Source organism: Sphaerisporangium melleum, from assembly GCF_014646695.1.
GTDB lineage: Bacteria > Actinomycetota > Actinomycetes > Streptosporangiales > Streptosporangiaceae > Sphaerisporangium > Sphaerisporangium melleum.
Genome location: NZ_BMNT01000059.1, coordinates 1 through 21,729, shown reverse-complemented (window position 1 = coordinate 21,729; position 21,729 = coordinate 1). Strand labels below are relative to the sequence as shown.

Sequence of the window (21,729 nt, the reverse complement as noted above, 5' to 3'; positions counted from 1 at the left end):
CGGGCGGGGCGCTAGGCGTCCGGGCCGTGCTGGGTGCGCCAGCGGGTGCGGTGGGCGGCGGCCTGGGCGCGGCCGGCCTCCAGCGCCTCGCCGGGCACCGGCTCGGCCAGCCATCGTGCCACCGTGGCGCGCATGGCCGAGACGAACCGCCGCCCCTCGTCGGTGAGCCGTTCGCTCCCCAGCAGCGTGCCGATCGCGGTGTGGGTGGCGGCCCGCCAGTGCGCGAACTCCACGTGCGGCCGCAGGCCGGGCTCGAAGGCGCGCTGCCGCCGCCAGAACCCCGCCACCCCCAGGTGCGCGTAGGCCCCCTGCAGCAGGCTGGGCAGCGGGCGCGGGTCGTGCCGCCAGGGCGCGTAGTAGAGCCGGTCGTCCGGCAGGGTCAGCCGCACCGCGTCGGCGAGGGCTCCCAGCTTGGCGTGCTGCAACTCGTGCGCGAACGTCATGGCCAGCCAGAGGGCGTCCGGCGGGGGTGACAGCGCAATGGCGCCGAAGTGGTCGGGCGAACAGGCGCTGTCCACCGCGGTGTCCGTGCCCTTGATCGGGGTGAGCACCGTCAGCATCGCCCGGCACTCCTCGGCGACCGTCCAGTGATGGGAGCGCAGCGTCCGCCAGGCGCCGTCCAGGCACCGCCCCCACCGCTCGCGCTCGGCGGCGGCCAGCCGCCCGCCGGGCACCCGCGCCGGATCCCACCGGTAGGCGTCGAGGTCGTCGACGAGCAGCCGGAGCCCGCCGTCTTCGGTGACCAGCCCGTGCAGCGGTTCCAGCACGGCGGGCTCCCCGTCGACCTCCAGCCCGCCGTCCTCTCCCACCCGCACGACGGCCTCCGGGCCGCCGCCGCGCGCCCGCACCCGGCCGAGGCCGGGCAGGTCCGCCCACCCGCCGGGGGCGGGCACCTCCACCCGGCACGGGAACCGCGCCAGGGCGGCGGCGGCCGCGGCGACCGCTCCCATCCGCTTCGGGTCGTGCCCGCCGCCGTCACGCCCGCGCGCCGGGTCGTGCCCGTTCTCCCGCGTGCGCGGGCGGCCGGGCCCGCTCTCGCGCGTACGCATCGCCTGCCCCCCGCTCACGCCGGCCCGTAGCTGCCGGTAGGCGGCCCTCGCCCACGCTCCGGCCGACGGGTGGCGGATCACCCGCCGGACGGCGTCCGGCGCGCGCCTCTCCAGGCCGGCCAGCAGCTCGAAGGCCCGCGCGGTCGCCGGGGCGCCGGGGTGTCCGGAGGCGGTGGCCTCGCGCACCACGCCGAGCAGGAGCATCCGGTGGGCGCGCTCCTGCAGGGCCGCGAGGTGCCGGGCGGCCCGCCCGCCGCCGCCTCCCGCGGCCAGGGCCGCCACCACGTCCGGCGGCAGTGCCTGCGATCTCGGCGCCATCGCGCTCCCTTCACCCGTGCGCTCAGGCCGCTCACCCGCGACCGGCGCTCACCCGTCCGGGCCGCGCAGGTCGGAGATGAGGCGGGACCGTATGTGCCCGATCAACCGGTACAGGTCCGCGCAGTACACCGACGGGCTGCGGAATCCCGTGCCCGGCCGGTACCGGTGCGTGTAGAGCCCGGCTCCGCAGACCCGGCCGAACCTGCACTTCTTGCACTCGTCGCCGAGCGCGTCCCAGCCGAGCTGCCGGGCGACGATCCCCGGGTGGCGCAGCACGGCGTCGAACGAGTGCTCCCTGATGTTCATCCCGGTCCCCGGGGCGCCCTGGCCGACGGCCTTGAGCGAGTCGGTCTGCTCGATCGTCCCGTCGGTCTCGACCACCACGTGCGTGGTGGGGGTCAGGCCGATGGACTCGCTCTCGGAGGCGCCGCCGAGCAGCAGGTGGACGATCTCCTGGAAGAACCGGACCGTCATCTCCCCGGGCGAGGAGTACCACCGGTCGAAGATCGGGATGAGCCAGTCGGCGTACGGCGTGCGCGCCGGATCGGGCCCGCGGCCGGGCGGAGGAGACCGCCACGTGCCGTGCGGCAGCAGGAAGTCGATCACCGGCGGGTCGAACGCGGCCAGCGCCTCGTAGGTCTCCACGGGGTCGTTGGCCAGGTCCACCGTGCACAGCAACCCGCCGTACAGGTGCCGGAAGGAGGGGCGGTTCAGCAGGCGCAGCGCGCGGGCCACCGCCTCATAGCTGCCGCGGCCATCGGCGTACCGGCGGTTGCGGTCGTTGGCGCGCGGCCCGCCGTCGAGGCTCACGCCCACCCGCACGCCGAGCCGGTCGAGGGCGTGCAGGGTCTCCTCGTCCAGCAGGACGCCGTTGGTCTGCACGGCCGCCTCCACGCGCAGCCCGGGTCCCGCCTCGCCGCGAATCGACTCCACGATTCCGGACAGGTATTCCCGGCCGGCGAGCAGTGGTTCCCCGCCGTGCAGAATCACCCGGACCGCGGGCAGAGAATGCGCTCTGGCGTGCTCGGATATCCGCCGCCCGGCGATTTTCACCAGATCGGGAGCCATCACCATCGGCCGGGAACGCCAGCTCTGGTCGGCCATCATGTACACGTAACAGTAGTCGCACGCGAGATTGCAGCGGCTGTGCACCTTGAGCAGGAACTGCCGGAACGGGCGCCCCTGCCATCGGCTCTCCAGCAGCGCGGCGACGTCGAGGACCGCCGGCCACTCCTTGGAAGGGTCTCCGACATAGGGATTCAACCGGGAAACACCCCGCGCCGTGTCCGGTGAGCACCGTGGTCCCGTTATTTTACCGTGCCCGGCCCGTACTGGGGAGGACGCAATTTCGCCGGCAGATAATGGCCGTGATTTCGGTCCGGGCGGATCGGCCGGTCCGGCGCACCGGGAAACGGCGGACCGGACCGGCGCCGCCCGGTCCGCGCGGCGGGACGCCGCGGGTCAGGGGCCGGTCAGGCGGCGCTCGCCGTCGGTGGTGAGGACGAACACCTGCCAGTTGTAGTAGGCGTAGAAACCGCGCACGTCACGCTTCATCCGCCGGGCGTGCAGCAGGACGGCGTCCACGTACGCCTGCGAGTGGTTGTAGGCGTACAGCGCCTTGCGGTAGTCGCGGGGAGCGCCGGAGGCGTGCAGGTAGTTGGCCGCGGCGGCGATGGCGTCCCCGGTGTCGTGGATGTCGCCGCCCATGCCGTAGGCCTTCCAGGTGGCGGGCATGAACTGCATGGGGCCCTGCGCGCCCGCGTGGCTGGCCGAGCGCACCCGGCCGAACTTGGTCTCCACCAGCATCACGGCGGCCAGGACCTCCCACTCGACGCCGAACCGGCGCTCGGCCCGCTTGAAGTGGCCGAGCAGGACGTCCGCCGGCTCCGGCTCGCGCACCTTGAACCGCACCGCGCCCTTCACCGGGTGGGCCAGGGAGAGCAGCTCGCGCACCGCGGTCGTGTCGTTCCGGGCCTGCGTGGCGAACGCCGGGCTCAGCCGCGCGAAAGCGCGTTCGGCCACCTCGGGGTGCCGGGCGGTGTAGCGGTAGATGCGCTGTTCGTGCAGCGCGAGCAGCACCACCGGCTCGGGCGGCCGGCCCCGCCCGGGGTCGCCGTCCCGCCGCCAGGCGTCGATCGCCGCGCGCAGCGCCCGGATCGTGCGGTCCAGCTCGCGGGCGAGCTTGCCGGGGTCCTGCGGGATCTCGGCGTCCGGGCGCGGCAGCCACGCCTGCGCCGTCGTCGCGGCCGCCGGGGTGCGAGACCCCGCCGCGGCGGGCGAGGAGGCGGAGACGGTCGCGGCGGACGGCGGTGCCACCTGCCCGGTCTGCGAGGTCGCGCCGCAGGCGGTGCCCGCGGCCAGGGTGACGGCGGCGAGCGCGCAGGTGAGACGGCGCGAGCTCTGTGCGGGCCGTGTCCGCGACAGGGGCCACGTGCGTCCCGCCGGCCGCGTGCCCCGCGAGATCCGGGTGTCCTGCGTGTCGTCTCCCATGGTGCTCCAACCTACCCGCGGGGGCCCGGGGCCGGAGGGGAACGCGCGCGGCGGCATGCCGGGCCGCCGAGCGGGTAGGCGGGGAAAGGGGAAGGCGGGTCGCCGCCCGCGTCCTGCGCTGACCGCTCAGGCCTGGGCGAGGGTGAGCAGCCCGGCGGCCACCAGGGCCGCGGCCCACATGCGGTCCAGGTTGAACCACGCGCGGCGCAGCACGGTGAGCCCGGCGACCTCGTAGACGACCAGCGCGACCACACCGGCCGCCGTGAACATGGCCAGGGTGTGCAGCGCCGCGATGCCGAGATCGCCGGCGAGCGCGACCGCCACGACCGCCGCCAGGTGCCCGGCCGCGATCGCCGGCAGCGACCACAGCAGTCGCGTCCTGCTGTGCTCCTGCAGGCCGCGGGCCACGGCGAACAGCCAGCCCATCGCGGGGTTGAGCCCGTGGAAGGCGCCCAGCAGCAGGGCGGCCGCGATGGTCATGGGGGTGGTCACGGGTAGCAGTAGGAGTCGGAGGAGGCGTCGCCGCCCTGCAGCCGCACCTGGTGCGGGCGCAGGCCGCGGAAGTCGTGGCCGTGCGGGAAGAAGCGCTCGTCGAACGCGAAGGCGTCGGTGTCGATCTTGGCCAGCCAGGCGCCGACGCCCTCGGGGTAGAACTGGTCGTCCCAGGCGCCGTACAGGGAGTTGGTGACGTACAGCCGCCGCCCGTCCCTGCTGACCTCGACCATCTGCGGGCCGCCGCGCAGCGGGACGTCCGGCGCGGCGGGGTGGGCGCGGGTGCCGGTGACGCCGCCGATGCGCAGCGAGCCGAGCTCCACCGGCTTGAACGGGTCGCTCACGTCGTACTGCTTGATCTCTCCGGTGCCCCAGCAGGAGACGTACAGGCGCTGGTCGTCCACCGACAGGTCGATGTCGGTGACCAGCGGCGGCACCGCGCCGAACGGCTTGAGCACCTCGGGCAGGTCCTTGGGGTCGGCCGGTTCGGCCGGGATGTCGATCACCTTGCGGAGCACGGCCATATTCATGGACAACCGGTAGGGAATATTGACTTCTCTCGCGGTGCGTCGTAGGTTCGGGGCATGGGCCAAGGGATTGACCTCACCCGGCGCTGGCACGTGGACCTGGGCCACACCGCCAGCGCACAGTGTCGCTGATCGCACGCCGCGGGCATCTCTCTCAGCACCCGTCCCGGCCGCCGGCATCGCCGGCCGCCCGGCGGGCCGAATCCTGCGGGCGGCACCGGCGCCGTACCGCGACAGCGGAGCACGCGGCGCCACGCCGTGCGGCCGCCTCCCCGCTTTCCACGTGGCCGACGGTGTCCACGCCCCAGACGACCCACTCCGCGAAACGACCGTCCCTCCGGCACGCCCGCGTGCGGCCGTGCGGGAACGCGTTTCCCCTCACGAGGACCACTTTTTCCGTGATCAGACACAGACATGCTCTCGTCCCCGTCCTGCTGGCGATCACCCTGGCCGCGTGCGGCTCGGCCTCCGGCGCCGCCGGGGCGGGCGGCGCCGAGGTCACCGAGCTGCGCTACCAGGGCAGCGTCGGCGCCGTCACCTTCCCCGAGCTGGCCGAGCACCTCGGCTACCTCGCCCCTGTCAAGCTCAAGTGGATCGGCAACACCATCTCCGGCCCGCAGGACATCCAGGCCGCCGCCACCGGCCAGACCGACTTCGGCGGCGCGTTCAACGGCGCGATCGTCAAGCTCGCCGCCGCCGGCGCGCCGATCAAGGCGGTGGTCGGCTACTACGGCAGCGACAAGGACAGCTTCATCGGCTACTACGTCCCCGACGGCTCGCCCATCAAGGGCCCTCGCGACCTGATCGGCAAGAAGATCGGCGTCAACACCCTCGGCGCCCACCTGGAGGCCGTGCTCAAGGAGTACCTCAAGCGGGGCGGGCTCACCCCGCAGGAGATCGACAAGGTCGAGCTGGTCGTGGTGCCGCCGGTCAGCACCGAGCAGGCGCTGCGCCAGGGGCAGATCGACGTCGCCGCGCTGTCGGGCATCCTGCGCGACAAGGCACTGGAGCGCGGCGGCATCCACCCGCTGTTCACGGACATCGACCTGTTCGGCCCGTTCACCGCGGGCAGCGTCGTGCTCACCGAGCCGTTCATCAAGCGCAACCCCGGCACCACCAGGAAGTTCGTCGAGGCCTTCGCCAAGGCGGTGCGGTGGACCCAGGACCACTCCCGGGAAGAGGTGGTCGCCGAGTACCGGAAGATCATCGCAGCCCGGGGCAGGAACGAGGACGCGAGCGCCATCGGCTTCTGGAAGAGCAGCGGAGTCGCCCAGAAGGGCGGGGTCATCGAGGCCCGGGACTTCCAGACCTGGGCCGACTGGCTCGAACGCGAGGGCGAGATCGAACCCGGCCAGGTCAAGGTGGCCGACCTGTTCACCAACGCCTACAACCCGTACGCCACAGGGAGTGCGTCATGACCATCGCCGGCCACCGTACCGCGTCCGGGGAGGCCTCGCCGGTGACGGCGGTCTCCATCGGCGTCCCGAGGCGGACCCTGGTGCACACGAAGATCGACGTCAGGGCCGTCGGCAAGACCTTCCAGGTCAGAGGGGCCGACAGGCCGTTCACCGCGCTGGAGGGCGTCGACCTCGCGGTGCACGAGGGGGAGTTCCTCACCCTGGTCGGCCCGAGCGGCTGCGGCAAGTCGACCCTGCTCGACCTGATCGGCGGCCTCACCGCGCCGAGCGGCGGCGAGATCCTCATCGACGGCCGCCCGGTGACCGGGCCCGGCCTGGACCGGGGCGTCGTCTTCCAGCAGTACGCCCTGTTCCCCTGGCGCACCGCCCTGGCCAACATCGAGTTCGGCCTGGAGGCCAAGGACGTGCCGCGGCGCGAACGCCGCGCGCTCGCCCGGCACTACATCGAGCTGGTCGGGCTCGCGGGGTTCGAGCAGCGCTACCCGCACGAGCTGTCCGGCGGCATGCGCCAGCGCATCGCGATCGCCCGCAGCCTCGCCTTCGACCCGGACGTGCTGCTGATGGACGAACCGTTCGCGGCCCTGGACGCCCAGACCCGCGAGTCGCTCCAGGAGGAGCTGCTGCGCATCTGGGAGAAGACCGGCAAGACCATCGTCTTCATCACCCACGGCATCGACGAGGCGGTGTACCTCGGCCGGCGGGTCGCGGTGATGACCTCCCGGCCCGGGCGGATCAAGAAGGTGATCGAGGTGGCCTTCGGCTCGCGCGAGGGCGACCTGCGCGCCGATCCGCGCTTCGGTGAGTACCGCCACGAGATCTGGACCCTGCTGCGCGACGAGGTCGCCGCGGCCCAGGAGCAGGAGCGCACCCTTGGCTGACACCCTCGCCACCCCGACCGGCCACCGGCCGCGCACCGGTGCGGCCTCTGGCGCCGACGTCACCTCCGTTCCCGGTCCGGCCTCCGGTCCCGCGATCCCGGCGACCGCCACGACCGCCGCCGCCGGTCCCGTGACCCCCGCCCGCGAGGGCGCCAGGCGGGGGTGGCGGGCGGCCGGAGCGCGGGCGGCGCTGTGGCTGCGCCGCTCGCTGGCCCTCGCGCTGCTGGCGGCCGCCTGGGAGCTGCTTCCCCGCACCGGCGCGGTGGACCGGGTCTTCGTGCCGCCGCTGTCGGAGGTCCTGACCGCCTGGTACGACCTGCTGGCGGACGGGCGGCTGCTGGAGCACTTCCAGGCCTCCCTGGTGCGCTCACTGGCCGGCTTCGGCCTGGCCATCGTGCTGGCCATCCCGCTCGGGCTGGCGATCGGGTGGTACCGGCCGGTCGCCGACTTCCTCAGCCCCGTCCTGGAGTTGTTCCGCAACACCTCCGCCGTGGCCCTGCTCCCGGTGTTCATCCTGATCTTCGGCCTCGGCGAGCCGTCCAAGATCATATTCGTGCTGTACGCCTGCGCCTGGCCGATCCTGCTGAACACCATCGGCGGGGTGCGCACCGTCGAGCCGCTGCTGATCAAGTCGGCCCGGTCGATGGGGCTCGGCTCCCTGCGGCTGTTCCGCAAGGTGATCCTGCCGGCGGCCGTGCCCACCGTCTTCACCGGCATCCGGCTCGCCGGGGCGTACTCGATCCTCGTGCTGCTGTTCGCCGAGATGGTCGGCGCCAAGGCCGGCCTCGGCTACCTCATCCAGGACGCCCAGTTCAGCTTCCGCATCCCCGAAATGTACGCCGGGATCATCACCATCTCCGTGCTCGGCCTGCTGTTCAATCTGCTCCTCGTCAGTGTGGAGCGCCGCTTCTCGACCTGGAGGACCTCCTCATGACCACCCGCAGGCTCCATCTGAACGCCTTCTTGATGGGCGTCGGCCATCACGAGGCGGCCTGGCGCCATCCGCGCACCGAACCCGCGCGCCTCACCGACGTGCGGCACTACCAGGAACTGGCCAGGATCGCCGAGCGCGGCCTGCTGGACTCGGTCTTCCTCGCCGACGGCCTGGCACTGCAGGGCGACGTCCGGCACAACGCGATCGGCGGGCTGGAGCCCCTCACCCTGCTGTCGGCGCTCGCGGCGGTGACCGACCACATCGGGCTCATCGCCACCGTCTCCACCACCTACAACGAGCCGTTCCACGTCGCCCGCACGTTCGCCTCGCTGGACCACATCAGCGGCGGCCGGGCCGGATGGAACATCGTCACCTCCGCCGGCGAGGCCGAGGCCAGGAACTTCGGCAGGGAACGCCCCGCGCACGCCGACCGCTACGCCAGGGCGACCGAGTTCCTGGAGGTCGTCACCAAGCTATGGGACGGCTGGGAGGACGACGCGATCGTGGGCGACCGCCGCCTCGGGCAGTACGCCGACACCGGCCGTATCCACCCGGCGGACCACCACGGCACCCACTTCCGGGTCGCCGGGCCGCTGAACACCTCCCGCTCGCCGCAGGGCCACCCCCTGCTGGTCCAGGCCGGCTCCTCCGAGGACGGCAAGGAGTTCGCCGCCCGGTTCGCCGAGGCCGTCTTCACCGCCCAGCAGACCCTCGCCGAAGGCCAGGAGTTCTACGCCGACCTGAAGTCCCGCCTGGCCCGGTACGGCAGGAGCCCCGGCGAACTGCTGATCCTGCCCGGCATCTCGCCGATCATCGGCGGCACCGAGGAGGAGGCGCAGCGGCTGGCACGCGAGCTGGAAGACCTGATCATTCCCGCCTACGGTCTCGCGCAGCTCTCCCACCTGGTCGGCATCGAGTTGACCGAGGACGACCTGGACCGGCCGCTGCCCGCCATCCCCGTGGAGACCGAGGGCGCGCAGAGCCGGCGCAAACTGATCATCGACCTCGCCCGCAGAGAGGGCCTGACCGTGCGGCGGCTGCTCGGCCGGCTCGCGGGCGGCCGAGGTCACCGCGTCGTCGCCGGCACCCCCGAGCAGATCGCCGACCAGATCCAGTCGTGGTTCGAGAACGGCGCCGCCGACGGGTTCAACATCATGCCCCCCACCCTGCCCGACGGCCTGACGGCGTTCGTCGAGCACGTGGTGCCCGACCTGCAGGTCAGAGGGCTGTTCCGCACCGAGTACGAAAGCCGCACGCTGCGCGGCAACTACGGACTGCCCCGGCCCGCCTCCCGGTACACCGCGAGCCGTGCGGCGGGCGCGGGTCAAAAGGCGCGTGTGGATGTGGCGGTGGCGTCATGAGCTCGTTCGTCGCCCTGGTCGGCAACCCCCGCGTGGGGTCCCGCACGCTGGCCGCCGCGGTGGCCGCCGCCGAGGCGGTCGCCCGGCGCGCCGGACACGACACGGCCCCCGAGGTCGTGGACCTGTCGGCGCTCGGACAGCGCCTGCTCGACCCCGGTCCGTCCCCCGCGGTGCGGGCGGCGCTGGAGACCGTGGCGGCGGCCGATGTGCTCGTGGTGGCCAGTCCCACCTACAAGGCGACCTACACCGGCCTGCTCAAGGTCTTCCTCGACCGGCTGCCACCGGGCGCGCTGACCGGCACCGTGGCGCTGCCGCTGCTGCTCATGGGCGACCCCCGGCACGCGCTGGCCGTCGAACTGCACCTGCGGCCGGTGCTGGCCGAGCTCGGCGCCCAGGTGCCCACCCCGGGGCTGGCACTGCTGGAGTCGCAGTTCGGCGAGCTGGACGCGGTGCTCGGCACCTGGGCCGGCCAGGTCGCCCCGCAACTGGGCGCCGCGCCGGCGCGGGAGGTCGCGCGATGACCGTCCCCGCCCAGCGCGCCTCCTACCGCGGACCCGAGCCCGACGACGCCGCGCCGTCCCCCCTGCCCGGCGTCCCGGTCCCGCGCCCCGCCCCGTCCTTGCGGCCGGTCGCCCCGTCCTTGCGGCCGGTCGCCGCGGCTGCGCGCTCCGCGCCGTCCGCCGCCGGCGCTCCGGCGGGTGCCGGCGGCCCGGACGGCGTGCCAGGCGACCGTTCCGGCGTGGTCGCCCTCGTCCGGCCCGGCGCCGGGGACCCGGCCACAGCCGCGAACGGGGCCGTGCCCGCCGGCGCGGCCGGCCCCCACGACCAGCGCCGGGAGCGGCCGGTGGGCTCCGGGGTGGCCGTCACCGGTGGCACCTTCCGGCAGGCCCTCGCCATCCACGCGGCCGGCGTGGTCATCATCACCGCGCAGAACGAGGGCGTGCCCGTCGGGCTGACCGCGACCTCGTTCTCCTCGGTGAGCCTGGACCCGCCGCTGGTCGCCTTCTACGTCGACCGGGCGTCCACCACCTGGCCGTGGCTGCGCTCCGCCGATCACTTCGCGGTCAACATCCTCAAGGGCGACCAGGCCGGCCTGGCGTCGCGATTCGCGAGCAAGGGCGTGGACCGCTTCGCCGAGCCCACCCGGTGGCGGCCCGGCCCCCTCGGGGCCCCGCTGCTGCAGGGCGTCTCGGCGCACCTGGTCTGCCTGCCCTACGACACCGTCACCGTCGGCGACCACTTCCTGGTCGTCGGGCTGGTCGCCGAGGCCGAGGTGCACGACCCCGGCAACCCGCTGCTCTACCACCAGGGCCGCTTCGGCGACTTCACCGCCCACCCGTGACCGGCCCCGGCAGGCCCGGCCCACGCCCCCGGGCCTGCCGGCGCCATCCGTCCCGCGGCCCGGCGCGGTTCCCGCGGTCGTCCCCTCGGCGTGGACCGCGCCCACCCCGGGTGGCGAGGAGGACGCGAAATACCCGCCGGCCGAAAGGGACCTCGAGTCGCCAGCCGGCATGTCGTGGTGTGTGCTTCGTGTAACGAACGGCCGCGGGCGGCTGATGGTCATTTCCGAAGGCTTGTGAAATTCAAGGGGCAATGTGCTTTAGTCCACCTGCACCTGCGGGACGTGCCCATGCGCGCGGACGGCGGGTCCTTCCCGCCGGCCCGGCGTGACGGGAGGCCGGCGGGCGGACGGTGACGACACTGTCCGGCGGTGCCGCGGCGGGGGAGCCGACGGCGGGGCGGCCGATCGGCGGAGGGGGAGGCGTGACGGGGCCGGATGGTGGAGGGCGGTCACTGCGCGACCGTCTGCTCAGCGTGCCAGGGCTGGTGATGGCCACCGCGCTCACCACCGCGGTGTCCTGGGGCGCGACCACACTTCTCACGCGACTCGCCGCGCGGACGCCGCCGAGGGACGCCATCGCGATCTCCTTCGAGACCGATCCGGCGCGGATGAGCGGCATCGGTGGCACGGGCCGGGTCACGGTGATCCCGGCCGGCACCCGGACCTCCGGCGACCCGGGGGTGGGCTGCGACGGATTCCACGGGTGGGCGGTGAAGAACGGCGGAGTCGACGCGGAGAGCACCGTGGTCCGGGTCATTCTGCAGGGCAAGGCGGACGGTGCGGTGCTGGTCGACGGAATCCGTGTCCAGATAATACGAAAAACGCCGCCAATGGGCGGAATTCCGGCTAGGTGTCCCGGGGCGGGCGAGGTGGCGTTCCGCGCGTTCTCCGTCGATCTCGACGGTGCGCCGCCCCGGGTGGCCTACGAGTCGAACGGGGGCGCGCCGTTCGGGTTCACCCTTGCCAAGGGCGAGACCGAGGCGTTCACCGTGTCGGCGAGCGCCCGCCGGGCGACGTACCAGTGGCGGCTGCGGCTCGACGTCATCGTGGACGGTGAGCGGGAGACGATCGACGTGGGGCCGCCGGGCGGGTTCACCACGACGGCCGGCCCCCGGGGCGCTTCCTGGGCCTGGAACTTCTCCGACGCCTGGATTCTCCAGCGCGCCGACGCGCGGCCGGTCCCGAGCCGGACGGTCCCCGCCGGCGCCCCGCTGCCCCCGATCCCCACGGCGCGCCGGGGCTCGCGATGACCCGTGCCCCCCGGTGGATGAGGGCCTTCCCGCTCGTCGGCGTCGGGGCCGGGATGTCCGCCGCGCTGGTCCTCGGCGGGCGGTTGCCCTCCGCGCCGGTGGACCCGCCGCCCGCCGCCCTGATCGGTGCCCCCGCCGTCCGAGTGGCCGAGCCGCTGGACCGCTCGGCCGTCACCGCCGTCGCCTTCACCGGAGGCGGCGGGCTGGTCGTGGGCACCTCCACGGGCAGGGTGGAGTTCCGCGCAGCGGGCGTGGCGGCGACCCCGCAGGCCGTCCTGCAGGTCGCGCATTCGCCGGTCATGGCGCTGGCCGCCTCGGGCGACGGGGCCACCGTGGCCGCGGCCACCGCAGGCGGCGTCCAGCTGCTCGACACAGCCCGGCCCGCCCTCGGCCGGTTCGTCGAGTTCCCCGCGGACGGCGTGTACGGCGTCACCACCGCGCTCGCCCTGGACCGCCACGCGCGCCTGCTCGCGGTCGGCACGGACGACGTCTCGGTCTTCGAGGTGTCCTCGGGCCGCCGGGTGGCGCTGCTGTCGCAGCCGTCGCCCGCGAAGGGCGGGGAGCGGCACGTGTACACGAGCATGGCGTTCTCCGCCGACGGCGGGGCCCTGCACACCGGCGACATCTTCGGCGACGACGCCTGGCGGACCGGTGACTGGCGCCTGCGCTCGACGATGTGGTGTGTGTGCTTCCACCCCGCACGCTACAGCCCGGCCGCCCGCTGGGCGAGCGTCGGCACCTCCGACGCGCACGTGCTCGTCAGGAACCCGGCGACCGGCACCACGACCAGAGACCTCACCATCGACGTCGCCCCGCGGTCGTACACCGGTGACACCGCGATCAGCGACGGAGGCCTGCTGTTCGCCGGGTCGAGCGACGGCAGGGTGCTGGCCTGGCGTCCGGACCGGGACCTCCCCGCGGGACAGGTCAAGGTGACCACCGGGGAGATCGGCCTGCTGCGGCTCAGCCCCGACGCGCGCTGGCTCGTCGCGGGTCGCGCCGGAGATGTGGTCCCCGGGACCGGCCTCGACCCCTACACCCTGTGGCTCCTCCCCGTCCGCCCGTGAGCTGCGCGCATGGGGCCGCGATGGCTCCCCGGGAGGGCACTGAAGGCCCCGTTCCTGGGCGCCCTGTCGTCGGCAGGCTCGCCCTGTGCGGCGTGACCAGCGGTCCGGCGGCTGCTCACCCGGCCGGCGATCTCGCCTCGGGCCTGTGCGGTCAGCGGCCGGCGCGGCCGTGCAGCCATCGCAACAAGGAGCGCCGCTTCGGGCGTGCCTCGCTTCGCGGGGGCAGGGCAGGGGCGGGCGGGGCGGGATGGCCGTCACGCCACTGTTGGACGATCTCTTCGACGTCGTAGGGCATCAGATTGAGCGGCGGCCCGGACATGGCCTTCCGGGTGCCCTCAATGATCTTGTGGTTGATGTCGGCCACGATCGCGCGCACCTCGTCCTCCGAGCGGGCACGCGCCACCGCGGCCAGGGCCTCCTCGGCCTCCTTGCGCAGGGCGAGCGAAGCGGGCAGCGGGAACGACAGGTTCTCCTCCTGCAGCTTCCGCTTGATCCACCACATGTCGTCGTGCGCCTCGCCCTGTCCGGGCAGCGGCTTGCCGGCGCCCGGCAGGTCGTCGAACGCGCCGCGCTCGGCGGCCTCGCGGATCTGCCGGTCGACCCACGTCTCGAAGGAGACCCCGATCGGCTTGCGCTCTGTCACAGCCGCCTCCCGTCACCACCCGGCCGGCACCCGCTCGTCCCTGACAGCCTACGCGTGAGCGCTCGTGCCGCAGAGGGGGACCGTGCCCGGCACGGGTGGGGAGGTCAGGCCATGGCCGGCTCGTCGGTGAGCGCGACCCGGACCTCGGACGGGTCGTCGCCGGCCAGGGGGAGCGCGAAGACCGCCGTCCGCGCGCCCGCCGTGTACACCACGAAGCGCAGGCCGTCCTCCTCCCACGCGTCCCGCACGTCGGAGGTGATCCGCGCCGACGCGGAGCAGTAGGCCGGGCTGCGGTAGAGCAGGCGCAGGCTGACCTCCAGCGGGACCTCCCCGGGCGTGGGCACGGTGAGCGGTCTGCGCAGCCGGACCAGCAGCCGGCGCAGCGGCACCAGCCACGCGCGGTCCAGCTCCGGTGACAACGCCACCAGGGCGGCGGCCTCCGCCAGGCCCAGGACGGCCAGAGGCGCGTCGATGGGGTGCGGCCTGGCCCAGATCGCCGCGACGCTCATGGCGAGCAGCAGGCCGGCGCGGGCGAAACCGCGCACGTTCACCGGCCGGGCGTGTGCGCCGAGGCACCCGCACGACGACGCCGGCGCCGCCAGGCGGGCATAGGTGAGGTAGGCCAGGAAGCCGGCGGACAGCACGGCGGCGGCCACGCCGTCCGCGGGCGAGACCGGTGGCAGCAGCAACGCCGCCGCAACCGCGAGTTCCAGCAGGCCGGTGAGCCGGAGGGCCGGGACCGCGCGCGCCGCGCCCACCAGCCGCGCCAGCGCGGTACGGCCGGCCTGGGCCCGCATCCGGCGTCCGGTCAGTTTCAGCACGGCCGCCCACACCAGGAGGGGGCCGATGACGTACGGCTGCAGCGCGGCGATCCCGTTCAACCGGTGCTCCTAGTGGGGGGAGAAGACGGTGGCGATGTCGACCTGGTTGGTGTCGGGACGCCAGGCGCCCAGCACCTGCACGTGCTGGCCCACGCGCAGCAGCGACAGGTCGGCGGAGGGCGGCGCGTCGGAGTAGACCGCGACCGACTTGCCCGGCACCTGGTGGCAGAGGATCTCCTGGCCGTTGTGGTCCAGGTGGATCTTCTCGCTGGTGATGGTGCGGACATGGCCCTTGATGTTGACGATGTTGAGCCACACCGACTCGGCGGCGAGCACTCCGTCGGGCATGCGCACGCCCCGCGCGTACAGGCCGTCACCGGGCTTGGCCTGGTCGAAGGCGACCGGGCCGAGTTTCCACAGGCTCGTCCCGTCCACCACCCGGATCCGGTGGAACACCATGTTCGAGCCCAGCACGAACAGCGTGTTGTCCTTGATGGAGCGGATGCGGCCCTCGGCGAAGTTCGGGTCGGGCGCGCCGGGCGTGACGGCCGGGGCGGCGGCGCCGAAGGCCGCCTCGGGGCCGAGCGAGCCCAGCGCGGTCGCGGCCAGGACGGTGGCGCCGCCACCGAGCACGGCGGATCTGAGCACTTGCCTTCTGGTGGTCATCGGCGGCCTCCTAGGGGACCGAGATCTCGGCCGGCCGCAGACCGGCGGAAAGGCTCGCGATCTGGCTGAACGCGGCGGGCGTCAGGTCGATCAGCCGGTTGCTGGCGCAGGTCGCGCCGCAGCAACTGCGCTCGCCGCAGAACAGGTCGGTCTGCGGGCCGCAGTCGGCGATGGTGGTGACGACGCTGGCGCCGCTGCACAGTGCCGTCGTCCGGTGGGCGAAGCCGCAGGTCCTGCGGCTGAGCGACACCCCGCAGGCGTCCGGGCGGGTGATGGACAGGCAGGCGTCGGAGGTGTTGGGCCAGGCGTGCTGCATGCTCCCCGAATTGCAGGTGCCGCAGGCCCCATGGCCGGTGCTGCTGCACGGCCCCCAGGCCGAGCCGCAGCAGAACCAGGAGACCTCTCCCTGTACGGCGGCGTACAGGTCGATGGGTGGGTCGGTGGGCTGGTTACGCGCCATGCGCGTCCTCCTAGGGCGGCGGATGGGATGGGAGAGCCCCCGATTGGGTGGTGCGGGTGGGTGAAATTTCCTGACCTGGTTCATGGATAGCAGGTAGCAAATCTTCGTCAACGACCAACTTTCGAGCAGTCCGAAGCTATGGAAAGCCCGTCGCCCTCGGCCGCCGCCGGGTGGCCCCGCGACCGGCTACGGCCGCGGGTGGGATCAGCCGGTCGGCTCGGCGGCGTAGCGGGCGAGCAGTTCGGCGCCGATGCGGGCGAGCTCGTCCTGGACGGAGCGCGGGCCGACGACCTCGATCATCGCGCCCCATCCGGCGAGGTTGCGGGCGATGTCCAGCGGGGTGGGGGCGCCGAGGCGGACCCGCACCCGCCCCTGGCCGGCTTCGCCCTCTGGGTGGCAGTGCCGGCCGAACCGGTCGCGCAGGACCGGCACGAACCGCTCCTCGATGAGCACGGTCGCCCAGGTGCGTGAGCGCCGCCGCTCGATCTCCTCGACGACCTCCTGCCAGGCGGCGGTGAGGACGAAGCCATGGGGGCGTTCGCCGGTCCGCCCGGTCGGCTCGGCCTGAATGATCCGGTCCACCCGGAAGGTCCGCCGGCCCTGCTCGGTGCCCGCCAGCAGGTACCAGGTGTCGTCCTTGTCGATGAGACCCCAAGGGGCGACCAGCCGTTCCGACGGTTCACCGGCGCGGCCGGCGTAGGTCAGGCGGACCTCACGGCGGCGGATCACCGCGGTCCGCAACAGGTCCACGACCGCGGGCCGGGGACGGTCACGCTCGCCCCACCGCACCGGGTCGATCACGGTCGCGTCGGTGGCGGCCTCGGCGTCGGCGCGGAAGGTCCGGGGGAGGGCCCGCACCAGCTTGCGCAGCGCCGCTCTGGCCTCGGCCGAAACGGTGGCGGCCGGACCGGCGAGCAGGAACAGCGCCTGCGCCTCTCCCTCCGTCAGACCGCTGAGGTCGGTGCGGGCGCCACCGACCAGCGACCACCCGCCGCCGCGACCCGGCTGCGGATAGACCGGGACGCCCGCCGCCGCGAGCGCCTCCAGGTCGCGGCGGGCGGTGGCGACCGACACCTCCAGCTCGGCCGCCAGTTCGGCCGCGGTCACCCGGCCACGGCTCTGCATCAGCAGCAGGACGGCCACGAGGCGGTCGGCGCGCATGCCCGGAATTCTCCTCGCAAAGTGCTCGGAAGGTGAGCACTTTGCCGCGGAGGATGAGTGGTGTCCCCGACCGAGAGAGAGGAACCGTCCGATGCTGCGAGGCCTCACCACCGTCAGTTTCTACGCCGACGACGTCACCGCCGCCGTCCGCTGGTACGCCGGACTGCTCGGCTTGGAGCCGTACTTCACGCGCAGTGTGGAGGGGGTGCCGGCCTACGCGGAGTTCCGCGTCGGCGACTACGAGCACGAGCTCGGCATCATCGCCGCCCGCTTCGCGCCCCGTCCCCGCTCGGAGGAGGCCGGCGGCGCGGTGGTCTACTGGCACGTGGACGACATCGAGGCCGCCTTCGAGCGGCTGCTGTCCCTGGGTGCGACGCCGCACGGCAAGCCGACCGAGCACGGCCCCGGCTTCGTCACCGCCTCCGTCGTCGACCCCTTCGGCAACATCCTCGGCGTCATGTACAACGAGCACTATCTGGCGATCGCGGGCCGCTGACGCGCCGGGGCCCGATCTTCCGGATGCCTGGTCGCGAACGTGAGGCGGCCCTCCGGACGGCGCCGCATGGACGCTCGGGAGCGCCCGCGCCCAGGCCTCATCAGTGCGGATCGCCGGGCGGGACGGCCGGGCGGGACGCGGGCGTTCGAGCCGGGGGCGGGCGCGGGGCGCGTGATCCGCGGGCGTATGCTGCCGCCGACCGGCTGGACCGCCCGGCGTCACCCCGCCGGCGGTCGCTTCCCCGCCGGAGGGGACCGCGGGCACCACGTGCCGGGCCCGCTCTCCCCGGCGGGTGGGGCGGCGTCGCCCGAGATCACCGTTCTCGGCGGGTCCGCCGGTCGACGCGGCGGTACCGCGCCCTCCCGGCGCGGGCGCGCCGCGACCGGAAAATCGGAGGGGAAAGATGTTCAAGAACATTCTGGTCGCCATCGACGGCTCGGAACGGGGCGAAAAGATCATCGACATCGTCGAGGGTCTCGCCAAGGCCGGTGGCGCGCGGGTGCACGTCCTGCACGCCAACGAGAGTGAGATCGTCGGAGACCAGGTCGTCGACCTGGAGGAGGACACGGCCGCGCGGGCGATCGTCGACCGGGCCGTCGCGGGCCTCCAGGCCGCAGGTCTGCAGGCCGCCGGCGACGTGGCCGGGGCACTGCGCGGCGACGTCCCGGACCTGATCCTGTCCCGGGCCGCGGAGCTGGGCAGCGACCTGATCGTGCTCGGGCCCCGGCACCACGGCCGGGTGGGCGCGCTGCTCGGCGGGAGTGTCACCCACGAGGTCACCCTGCACACCACGGTGTCCCTGCTGCTGGTCGTCTGACCGCCCTGACCGGAGGCGAGGGGCGGCCCAAGGCTCCGGCCCTGCCGCTCCTCGCCCGTCCTGGCCCGGCCGCCCAACGCGCCACCCGGCGCTGTCGTCGCAGCGGCTGGTCCGCCGACGAAGCGGAGGCCGAGCGGATCACGGCCGGTTCGAGCAGGTCGGCGAGGATCGGGGACGCTGCTTCAGGCCGGTAGAAGGTCATCGGTGCGGCGACGATGGGATACGTGCGCCGAAGCCAGGCCCGCTTCCCGGCCCGACCTTCCCCCTCGTGACGAAGGGGCGCACCATCGCTCGCGTCGCAGTGCTCCCGCACCGCGGGAGCATCGGGCGGGTGGTCAGCGGAGCAGGCCGAACAGGCCTTGGTCCTCGTGGACGGCGACCAGCTCGGCGGGGGCGGTCAGGCACCACGCCTCGGTGACCAGCTCGAACAGCTCGTCGGCGTCGATCTTGTCCAGGTGCACGACCACCCAGCCGAACCGGCCGGCGGTGAACTGCACCTCGAACACCTCGGGCCGCTCGGCCACCAGCGCGAGCTGCTCCTCGATCGTGGCCTTGAGACCGACGGTGCGCGTGCGCTCCCACAGGTAGCCGAAGCCTTTACCCCGCACCTTGAGCGACACCCAGTCGCCGCCGTCGGACTGCCGCACCTCGGGCAGCCTGTTCAGCAAGCCCAGGAACTCCTCAACGCTCACGCTCATCCCCCATCTCTACCAAACCTCCCCGACAATCCCCGCGCGCGCCTGCGCCGGCCTCCGCAAGGGCGCGGGACCGCAGCCTGTCCCGCGAACCGCTCGGCCGTGCCGGGGTCACGGCCAAGGGCCGGGCCGGTGGTGTCGCGCGGCGGCGAGCGGCGGCGGGAAGGCGGGCGCGCCGGCCGGTACCGGGGTGTTCGGCGTGGCCGGGCGCCGATCCGGGGGCACGGAGATCACCAGTTCCTGCGCGCGGTGGTCGGACATGCCGAGCGGGTCGGTCAGGCGGTAGGTGTGGACGGTGGCCCGTGCCGTCAGCGTCCAGTCGAGCTGCCACAGGGCCGGTCCGCCCGCGGGCCAGCTCCCGAGGTGCAGATCGCCGGCCGCCCGGTTGGCGGCCGACAGCCGCCCGAACAGCCAGCCCATGTCGCCCATGGCGGCGGTGCTGTTGAAGTCACCGCTCACCAGCACCGGCCCCGGGTTGGCGGCCACGTCGGCGCGCAGGCCGTCGAACTGCGCCCGGCGCGCCGCGTCCCTGGCCCGCAATTTGGTATAGAACGCGGAGGTCAGCGGGTTCTCGTCCAGCATGTACTGCGTGGGAATGTGCACGTTGTACACCGAGAGCACAGCGTCACCCACGCGCAGGTCCGTACGCAGGACCTTGCCCAGGTCGAACTCCGCGCGCCAGGACGGCCGCGGCCCGAGTGCCCGGGCGGGCCCGACCGGCGGGGTGGCCACGATGGGATGGCGCGACAGGGTGACCAGCTCGCCCAGGTGCGCGATGTGGTAGCCGGGGAACTCCCGGCGCAGCCGTGCGAGGTCATCGAAGGGCAGCGGATCCCCGTTGTCCCAGTTCATGTACTCCTGGAGCAGGTAGACATCGGCCCGCCGGTCCTTCAGGAAGCGGTAGAACCGGCCGGGGTCGTCGTCCTGGTACCAGTATTCGGTGTTCCACGACAGCAGCCGGAGCGCGCCGGGCGGCGGAGGTGACCCGCCGCCCGGCAGCGCGGCGAGGTTGAGGCCGCTCTGCCCGGCGCCCAGCAGCAGCGCGGCGGCGGTCAGGGCGGCGCACCACCGCCAGGCCCGCCCGGCGAGCGGCACGGCGGCCAGCATGAGCAGCGGCACGGCCAGGTACACCAGGGGCGGGGCGAGGTCGGGCAGCAGCCACAGCCAGAAACGGCCGGAGAGCAGGTGCTGCAGGGCGACGTACGCCAGCCAGGTGCCGGCCGCCCCCATCAGCAGCCGGACCCGCCATCGAGGCGCGTCGGACGACGCGCGGCGACTGGAGATCACGGAAGGTGTCTTCCCCTCATCTCGTGTCAGACGGGCACGCGTCGCGGGCCGCACCGGGACGGCGGGGCGGCGTGGACGCCGGACACCAGCTAAGCAGCCGGAGAGGCGCTCGGAAAGCGCTCACCATGGGGCAGAGCGCGAGCGGAGAGCCGGCGGCCCAGGCGCTGCGCGGGGCGTTCCACATAGCGGTGGGTGAGCCAGGCCGCCGGAAGGATCAGCGCCACGAACAGCGCGGCCATGAGGAGTTGCAGGTGCCACGGCGACCAGCGCAGGTCGCCGGTCAGCCAGACGTACAGCCGCAGCAGCGGGTGGTGCAGCAGGTAGAGGGAGTAACTGATCAGGCCGAGCCAGGTGAGGACCCGGGGCACGCGCCGGCGGCGCAGGGCCATCGCGCCCGCGAAGGTGGCGGCGACGAGCACCATCGTGGTGATCCACACACCCGGCTGGACCCACCACCAGCCGGCCTGGACGGCGCCGGCCGGGGCGGCGGCGACGAGCGCCAGGGTGAGCGGGACGGGCCAGAACGGGCCGGTCCCGTGCTCCCAGCGGTGGATGGCGGTGCCCGCGAACATCACCGCGAGGATGAGCACGCCGAGCCAGGGCACCCTGCTGCCCAGGAACAGCAGGACCAGCGCCATGCCGCCGAGGGCGAGGGCAGCCGTCCTGCGCCACCGCCCGGAGACGACGCACGCCAGCCCGGCGGCGAACACCCCCGCCGACGCCCAGGCGACCCAGCCGCCGCGCAGCGCCGCGGCGGGGACGAACATCCCTACGATGACGGCCGCGACGGCGAGCAGGACGGCGGGAACACCGCTGCGCCGGTGGACGCCGGTCACGAAGAGGGCGGTGACCAGCAGGTAGAAGACCATCTCGTAGGACAGCGTCCACATCGTGTCGGCCACGCCGGCGATGTCCACCACGTCCAGCAGCATGGTCGCGTGCCCGGCCACCGAGGCCGGGTCCCGCGGCACCGCCTGGCGCACCGGCAGCCACGGTGACATGGCCAGCACCAGCCCGATGACGGCCAGGTACAACGGGTACAGGCGGAAGGCGCGGCCGATCCAGAACGCCCTGACGTCTCCGTGCCGTTCCAGCGAAGCCGGGATGATGTACCCGCTGACCAGGAAGAACACCATGATGCCGTAGACGCCGAGGTTGAAGGTGTACGGGCGCAGCCATGGCACGACCCAGGGGAGCAGGTGTTCGGCCACCACCGCGACGGCTCCGATGCCGCGCAGCGCGTCCAGCCAGGCAAGACGGGCGGACGACGTCACAGTGGACACTTGCGACGGATCGGGCGCGACAGACACCCGACCCAACTTACCGAACATCCCCCCAACCGGCCGCCCGACCGCCGCAAAGAGCACGTCGCAAGCCTTGGCGCCCGTGCCGTCCCGGCGCGGCCGGGCTCGCATCAGGAGGCGAAGCGCCGCAGCGGGCTCGCCCGGTCGGCCGCGGCCTGCTCGGCCGCGAGGTCCTGGTCCATGGGGGCCGGGTGGTTCAGTGATGCCTGGGCGGTGAGGTGGAAGCGGCCGGTGTCGTCGATGCCGGCGGTGA

Annotated in this window: 23 protein-coding genes; 10 read left to right on the top strand and 13 right to left on the bottom strand. The window is 73.7% G+C overall.

Annotated features, from left to right (window positions below; genetic code table 11):
- Positions 1-11: 11 nt before the first annotated feature.
- The 5 genes from IEY93_RS34575 to IEY93_RS34555 form a co-directional block, all read right to left on the bottom strand.
- On the bottom strand, positions 12-1,367 hold the full coding sequence (locus tag IEY93_RS34575) for an aKG-HExxH-type peptide beta-hydroxylase (protein WP_189167388.1): 1,356 nt from the start codon (positions 1,365-1,367) through the stop codon (positions 12-14).
- A gap of 48 nt (positions 1,368-1,415) precedes the next feature.
- Positions 1,416-2,630: an FxsB family cyclophane-forming radical SAM/SPASM peptide maturase gene (locus IEY93_RS34570; RefSeq protein WP_189167387.1), complete on the bottom strand. Its 1,215-nt coding sequence runs from the start codon at positions 2,628-2,630 to the stop codon at positions 1,416-1,418.
- A gap of 198 nt (positions 2,631-2,828) precedes the next feature.
- Positions 2,829-3,857 (bottom strand): lytic transglycosylase domain-containing protein, encoded by a 1,029-nt coding sequence (locus IEY93_RS34565; protein ID WP_189167386.1) that lies wholly within the window; start codon positions 3,855-3,857, stop codon positions 2,829-2,831.
- 126 nt (positions 3,858-3,983) lie between these two features.
- Entirely contained in the window at positions 3,984-4,349 is a 366-nt protein-coding gene (locus IEY93_RS34560) for a hypothetical protein (protein ID WP_372444510.1), read from the bottom strand.
- Positions 4,346-4,879 carry a selenium-binding protein SBP56-related protein gene (locus IEY93_RS34555; RefSeq protein WP_229691719.1) on the bottom strand — a complete coding sequence of 178 codons (534 nt, stop codon included), beginning with the start codon at positions 4,877-4,879 and terminating at the stop codon, positions 4,346-4,348. Before IEY93_RS34555 ends, IEY93_RS34560 begins: the two co-directional genes overlap by 4 nt.
- A gap of 395 nt (positions 4,880-5,274) precedes the next feature.
- Between IEY93_RS34555 and IEY93_RS34550 the strand changes: the two genes are divergently transcribed.
- The 8 genes from IEY93_RS34550 to IEY93_RS34515 all read left to right on the top strand — a co-directional run bounded on the left by IEY93_RS34550 (position 5,275) and on the right by IEY93_RS34515 (position 13,126).
- Positions 5,275-6,294 (top strand): ABC transporter substrate-binding protein, encoded by a 1,020-nt coding sequence (locus tag IEY93_RS34550; RefSeq protein ID WP_189167385.1) that lies wholly within the window; start codon positions 5,275-5,277, stop codon positions 6,292-6,294.
- Entirely contained in the window at positions 6,291-7,172 is an 882-nt protein-coding gene (locus tag IEY93_RS34545) for an ABC transporter ATP-binding protein (protein ID WP_189167384.1), read from the top strand. The genes IEY93_RS34550 and IEY93_RS34545 overlap by 4 nt, the downstream gene beginning before the upstream one ends.
- Positions 7,165-8,106 carry an ABC transporter permease gene (locus tag IEY93_RS34540; protein ID WP_229691718.1) on the top strand — a complete coding sequence of 314 codons (942 nt, stop codon included), beginning with the start codon at positions 7,165-7,167 and terminating at the stop codon, positions 8,104-8,106. Before IEY93_RS34545 ends, IEY93_RS34540 begins: the two co-directional genes overlap by 8 nt.
- Entirely contained in the window at positions 8,103-9,467 is a 1,365-nt protein-coding gene (locus IEY93_RS34535) for an LLM class flavin-dependent oxidoreductase (RefSeq protein ID WP_189167383.1), read from the top strand. Before IEY93_RS34540 ends, IEY93_RS34535 begins: the two co-directional genes overlap by 4 nt.
- The gene (locus tag IEY93_RS34530; protein ID WP_189167382.1) at positions 9,464-9,988 is read left to right on the top strand and encodes an NADPH-dependent FMN reductase; all 525 of its coding nucleotides are present in this window, start codon (positions 9,464-9,466) and stop codon (positions 9,986-9,988) included. The genes IEY93_RS34535 and IEY93_RS34530 overlap by 4 nt, the downstream gene beginning before the upstream one ends.
- Positions 9,989-10,311: 323 nt before the next feature.
- A complete protein-coding gene (locus IEY93_RS34525) occupies positions 10,312-10,809 on the top strand; it encodes a flavin reductase family protein (RefSeq protein WP_189167396.1) in 498 nt (165 codons plus the stop codon).
- 422 nt (positions 10,810-11,231) lie between these two features.
- Positions 11,232-12,059 (top strand): hypothetical protein, encoded by an 828-nt coding sequence (locus tag IEY93_RS34520; protein WP_189167381.1) that lies wholly within the window; start codon positions 11,232-11,234, stop codon positions 12,057-12,059.
- 17 nt (positions 12,060-12,076) lie between these two features.
- The gene (locus tag IEY93_RS34515; RefSeq protein WP_189167380.1) at positions 12,077-13,126 is read left to right on the top strand and encodes a WD40 repeat domain-containing protein; all 1,050 of its coding nucleotides are present in this window, start codon (positions 12,077-12,079) and stop codon (positions 13,124-13,126) included.
- A 151-nt stretch (positions 13,127-13,277) separates the two neighbouring features.
- On the opposite strand, the gene IEY93_RS34510 is transcribed toward IEY93_RS34515, so the two are convergent.
- From IEY93_RS34510 to IEY93_RS34490, 5 genes are all read right to left on the bottom strand, one after another.
- Positions 13,278-13,769: a DnaJ family domain-containing protein gene (locus IEY93_RS34510; protein ID WP_189167379.1), complete on the bottom strand. Its 492-nt coding sequence runs from the start codon at positions 13,767-13,769 to the stop codon at positions 13,278-13,280.
- A 104-nt stretch (positions 13,770-13,873) separates the two neighbouring features.
- Entirely contained in the window at positions 13,874-14,650 is a 777-nt protein-coding gene (locus IEY93_RS34505; RefSeq protein WP_189167378.1) for a MauE/DoxX family redox-associated membrane protein, read from the bottom strand.
- Positions 14,651-14,659: 9 nt separating this feature from the next.
- Complete coding sequence (locus tag IEY93_RS34500) at positions 14,660-15,256, bottom strand: cell wall protein (RefSeq protein WP_189167377.1); 597 nt, start codon at positions 15,254-15,256, stop codon at positions 14,660-14,662.
- A 10-nt stretch (positions 15,257-15,266) separates the two neighbouring features.
- Positions 15,267-15,716 carry an RlpA-like double-psi beta-barrel domain-containing protein gene (locus IEY93_RS34495; RefSeq protein WP_189167376.1) on the bottom strand — a complete coding sequence of 150 codons (450 nt, stop codon included), beginning with the start codon at positions 15,714-15,716 and terminating at the stop codon, positions 15,267-15,269.
- A gap of 204 nt (positions 15,717-15,920) precedes the next feature.
- The gene (locus IEY93_RS34490; RefSeq protein ID WP_189167375.1) at positions 15,921-16,877 is read right to left on the bottom strand and encodes a helix-turn-helix transcriptional regulator; all 957 of its coding nucleotides are present in this window, start codon (positions 16,875-16,877) and stop codon (positions 15,921-15,923) included.
- 91 nt (positions 16,878-16,968) lie between these two features.
- Between IEY93_RS34490 and IEY93_RS34485 the strand changes: the two genes are divergently transcribed.
- Both IEY93_RS34485 and IEY93_RS34480 read left to right on the top strand, forming a co-directional pair.
- The gene (locus tag IEY93_RS34485; protein ID WP_189167374.1) at positions 16,969-17,373 is read left to right on the top strand and encodes a VOC family protein; all 405 of its coding nucleotides are present in this window, start codon (positions 16,969-16,971) and stop codon (positions 17,371-17,373) included.
- A 403-nt stretch (positions 17,374-17,776) separates the two neighbouring features.
- Entirely contained in the window at positions 17,777-18,190 is a 414-nt protein-coding gene (locus IEY93_RS34480) for a universal stress protein (protein ID WP_189167373.1), read from the top strand.
- A 335-nt stretch (positions 18,191-18,525) separates the two neighbouring features.
- Here the strand turns inward: IEY93_RS34480 and IEY93_RS34475 are convergent, their stop codons facing one another.
- The 3 genes from IEY93_RS34475 to IEY93_RS34465 all read right to left on the bottom strand — a co-directional run bounded on the left by IEY93_RS34475 (position 18,526) and on the right by IEY93_RS34465 (position 21,455).
- Positions 18,526-18,888, bottom strand: coding sequence for an MmcQ/YjbR family DNA-binding protein (locus IEY93_RS34475; RefSeq protein WP_189167372.1), 363 nt, complete (start codon positions 18,886-18,888; stop codon positions 18,526-18,528).
- A 108-nt stretch (positions 18,889-18,996) separates the two neighbouring features.
- Positions 18,997-20,172, bottom strand: a complete 1,176-nt coding sequence (locus IEY93_RS34470; protein ID WP_189167371.1) for an endonuclease/exonuclease/phosphatase family protein — start codon at positions 20,170-20,172, stop codon at positions 18,997-18,999.
- 89 nt (positions 20,173-20,261) lie between these two features.
- Positions 20,262-21,455: an acyltransferase family protein gene (locus IEY93_RS34465; protein WP_229691717.1), complete on the bottom strand. Its 1,194-nt coding sequence runs from the start codon at positions 21,453-21,455 to the stop codon at positions 20,262-20,264.
- Between the last annotated feature and the right edge of the window lie 274 nt (positions 21,456-21,729).

Excerpts from the sequence above, each read along its gene's own strand:
- IEY93_RS34480 (WP_189167373.1), top strand. The coding sequence starts at position 17,777 with ATGTTCAAGAACATTCTGGTCGCCATCGACGGCTCGGAACGGGGCGAA.
- IEY93_RS34490 (WP_189167375.1), bottom strand. The coding sequence starts at position 16,877 with ATGCGCGCCGACCGCCTCGTGGCCGTCCTGCTGCTGATGCAGAGCCGT.
- IEY93_RS34495 (WP_189167376.1), bottom strand. The coding sequence starts at position 15,716 with ATGGCGCGTAACCAGCCCACCGACCCACCCATCGACCTGTACGCCGCC.
- IEY93_RS34565 (WP_189167386.1), bottom strand. The coding sequence starts at position 3,857 with ATGGGAGACGACACGCAGGACACCCGGATCTCGCGGGGCACGCGGCCG.
- IEY93_RS34475 (WP_189167372.1), bottom strand. The coding sequence starts at position 18,888 with ATGAGCGTGAGCGTTGAGGAGTTCCTGGGCTTGCTGAACAGGCTGCCC.
- IEY93_RS34545 (WP_189167384.1), top strand. The coding sequence starts at position 6,291 with ATGACCATCGCCGGCCACCGTACCGCGTCCGGGGAGGCCTCGCCGGTG.
- IEY93_RS34485 (WP_189167374.1), top strand. The coding sequence starts at position 16,969 with ATGCTGCGAGGCCTCACCACCGTCAGTTTCTACGCCGACGACGTCACC.
- IEY93_RS34575 (WP_189167388.1), bottom strand. The coding sequence starts at position 1,367 with ATGGCGCCGAGATCGCAGGCACTGCCGCCGGACGTGGTGGCGGCCCTG.
- IEY93_RS34515 (WP_189167380.1), top strand. The coding sequence starts at position 12,077 with ATGAGGGCCTTCCCGCTCGTCGGCGTCGGGGCCGGGATGTCCGCCGCG.
- IEY93_RS34535 (WP_189167383.1), top strand. The coding sequence starts at position 8,103 with ATGACCACCCGCAGGCTCCATCTGAACGCCTTCTTGATGGGCGTCGGC.
- IEY93_RS34500 (WP_189167377.1), bottom strand. The coding sequence starts at position 15,256 with ATGACCACCAGAAGGCAAGTGCTCAGATCCGCCGTGCTCGGTGGCGGC.
- IEY93_RS34555 (WP_229691719.1), bottom strand. The coding sequence starts at position 4,879 with ATGAATATGGCCGTGCTCCGCAAGGTGATCGACATCCCGGCCGAACCG.
- IEY93_RS34530 (WP_189167382.1), top strand. The coding sequence starts at position 9,464 with ATGAGCTCGTTCGTCGCCCTGGTCGGCAACCCCCGCGTGGGGTCCCGC.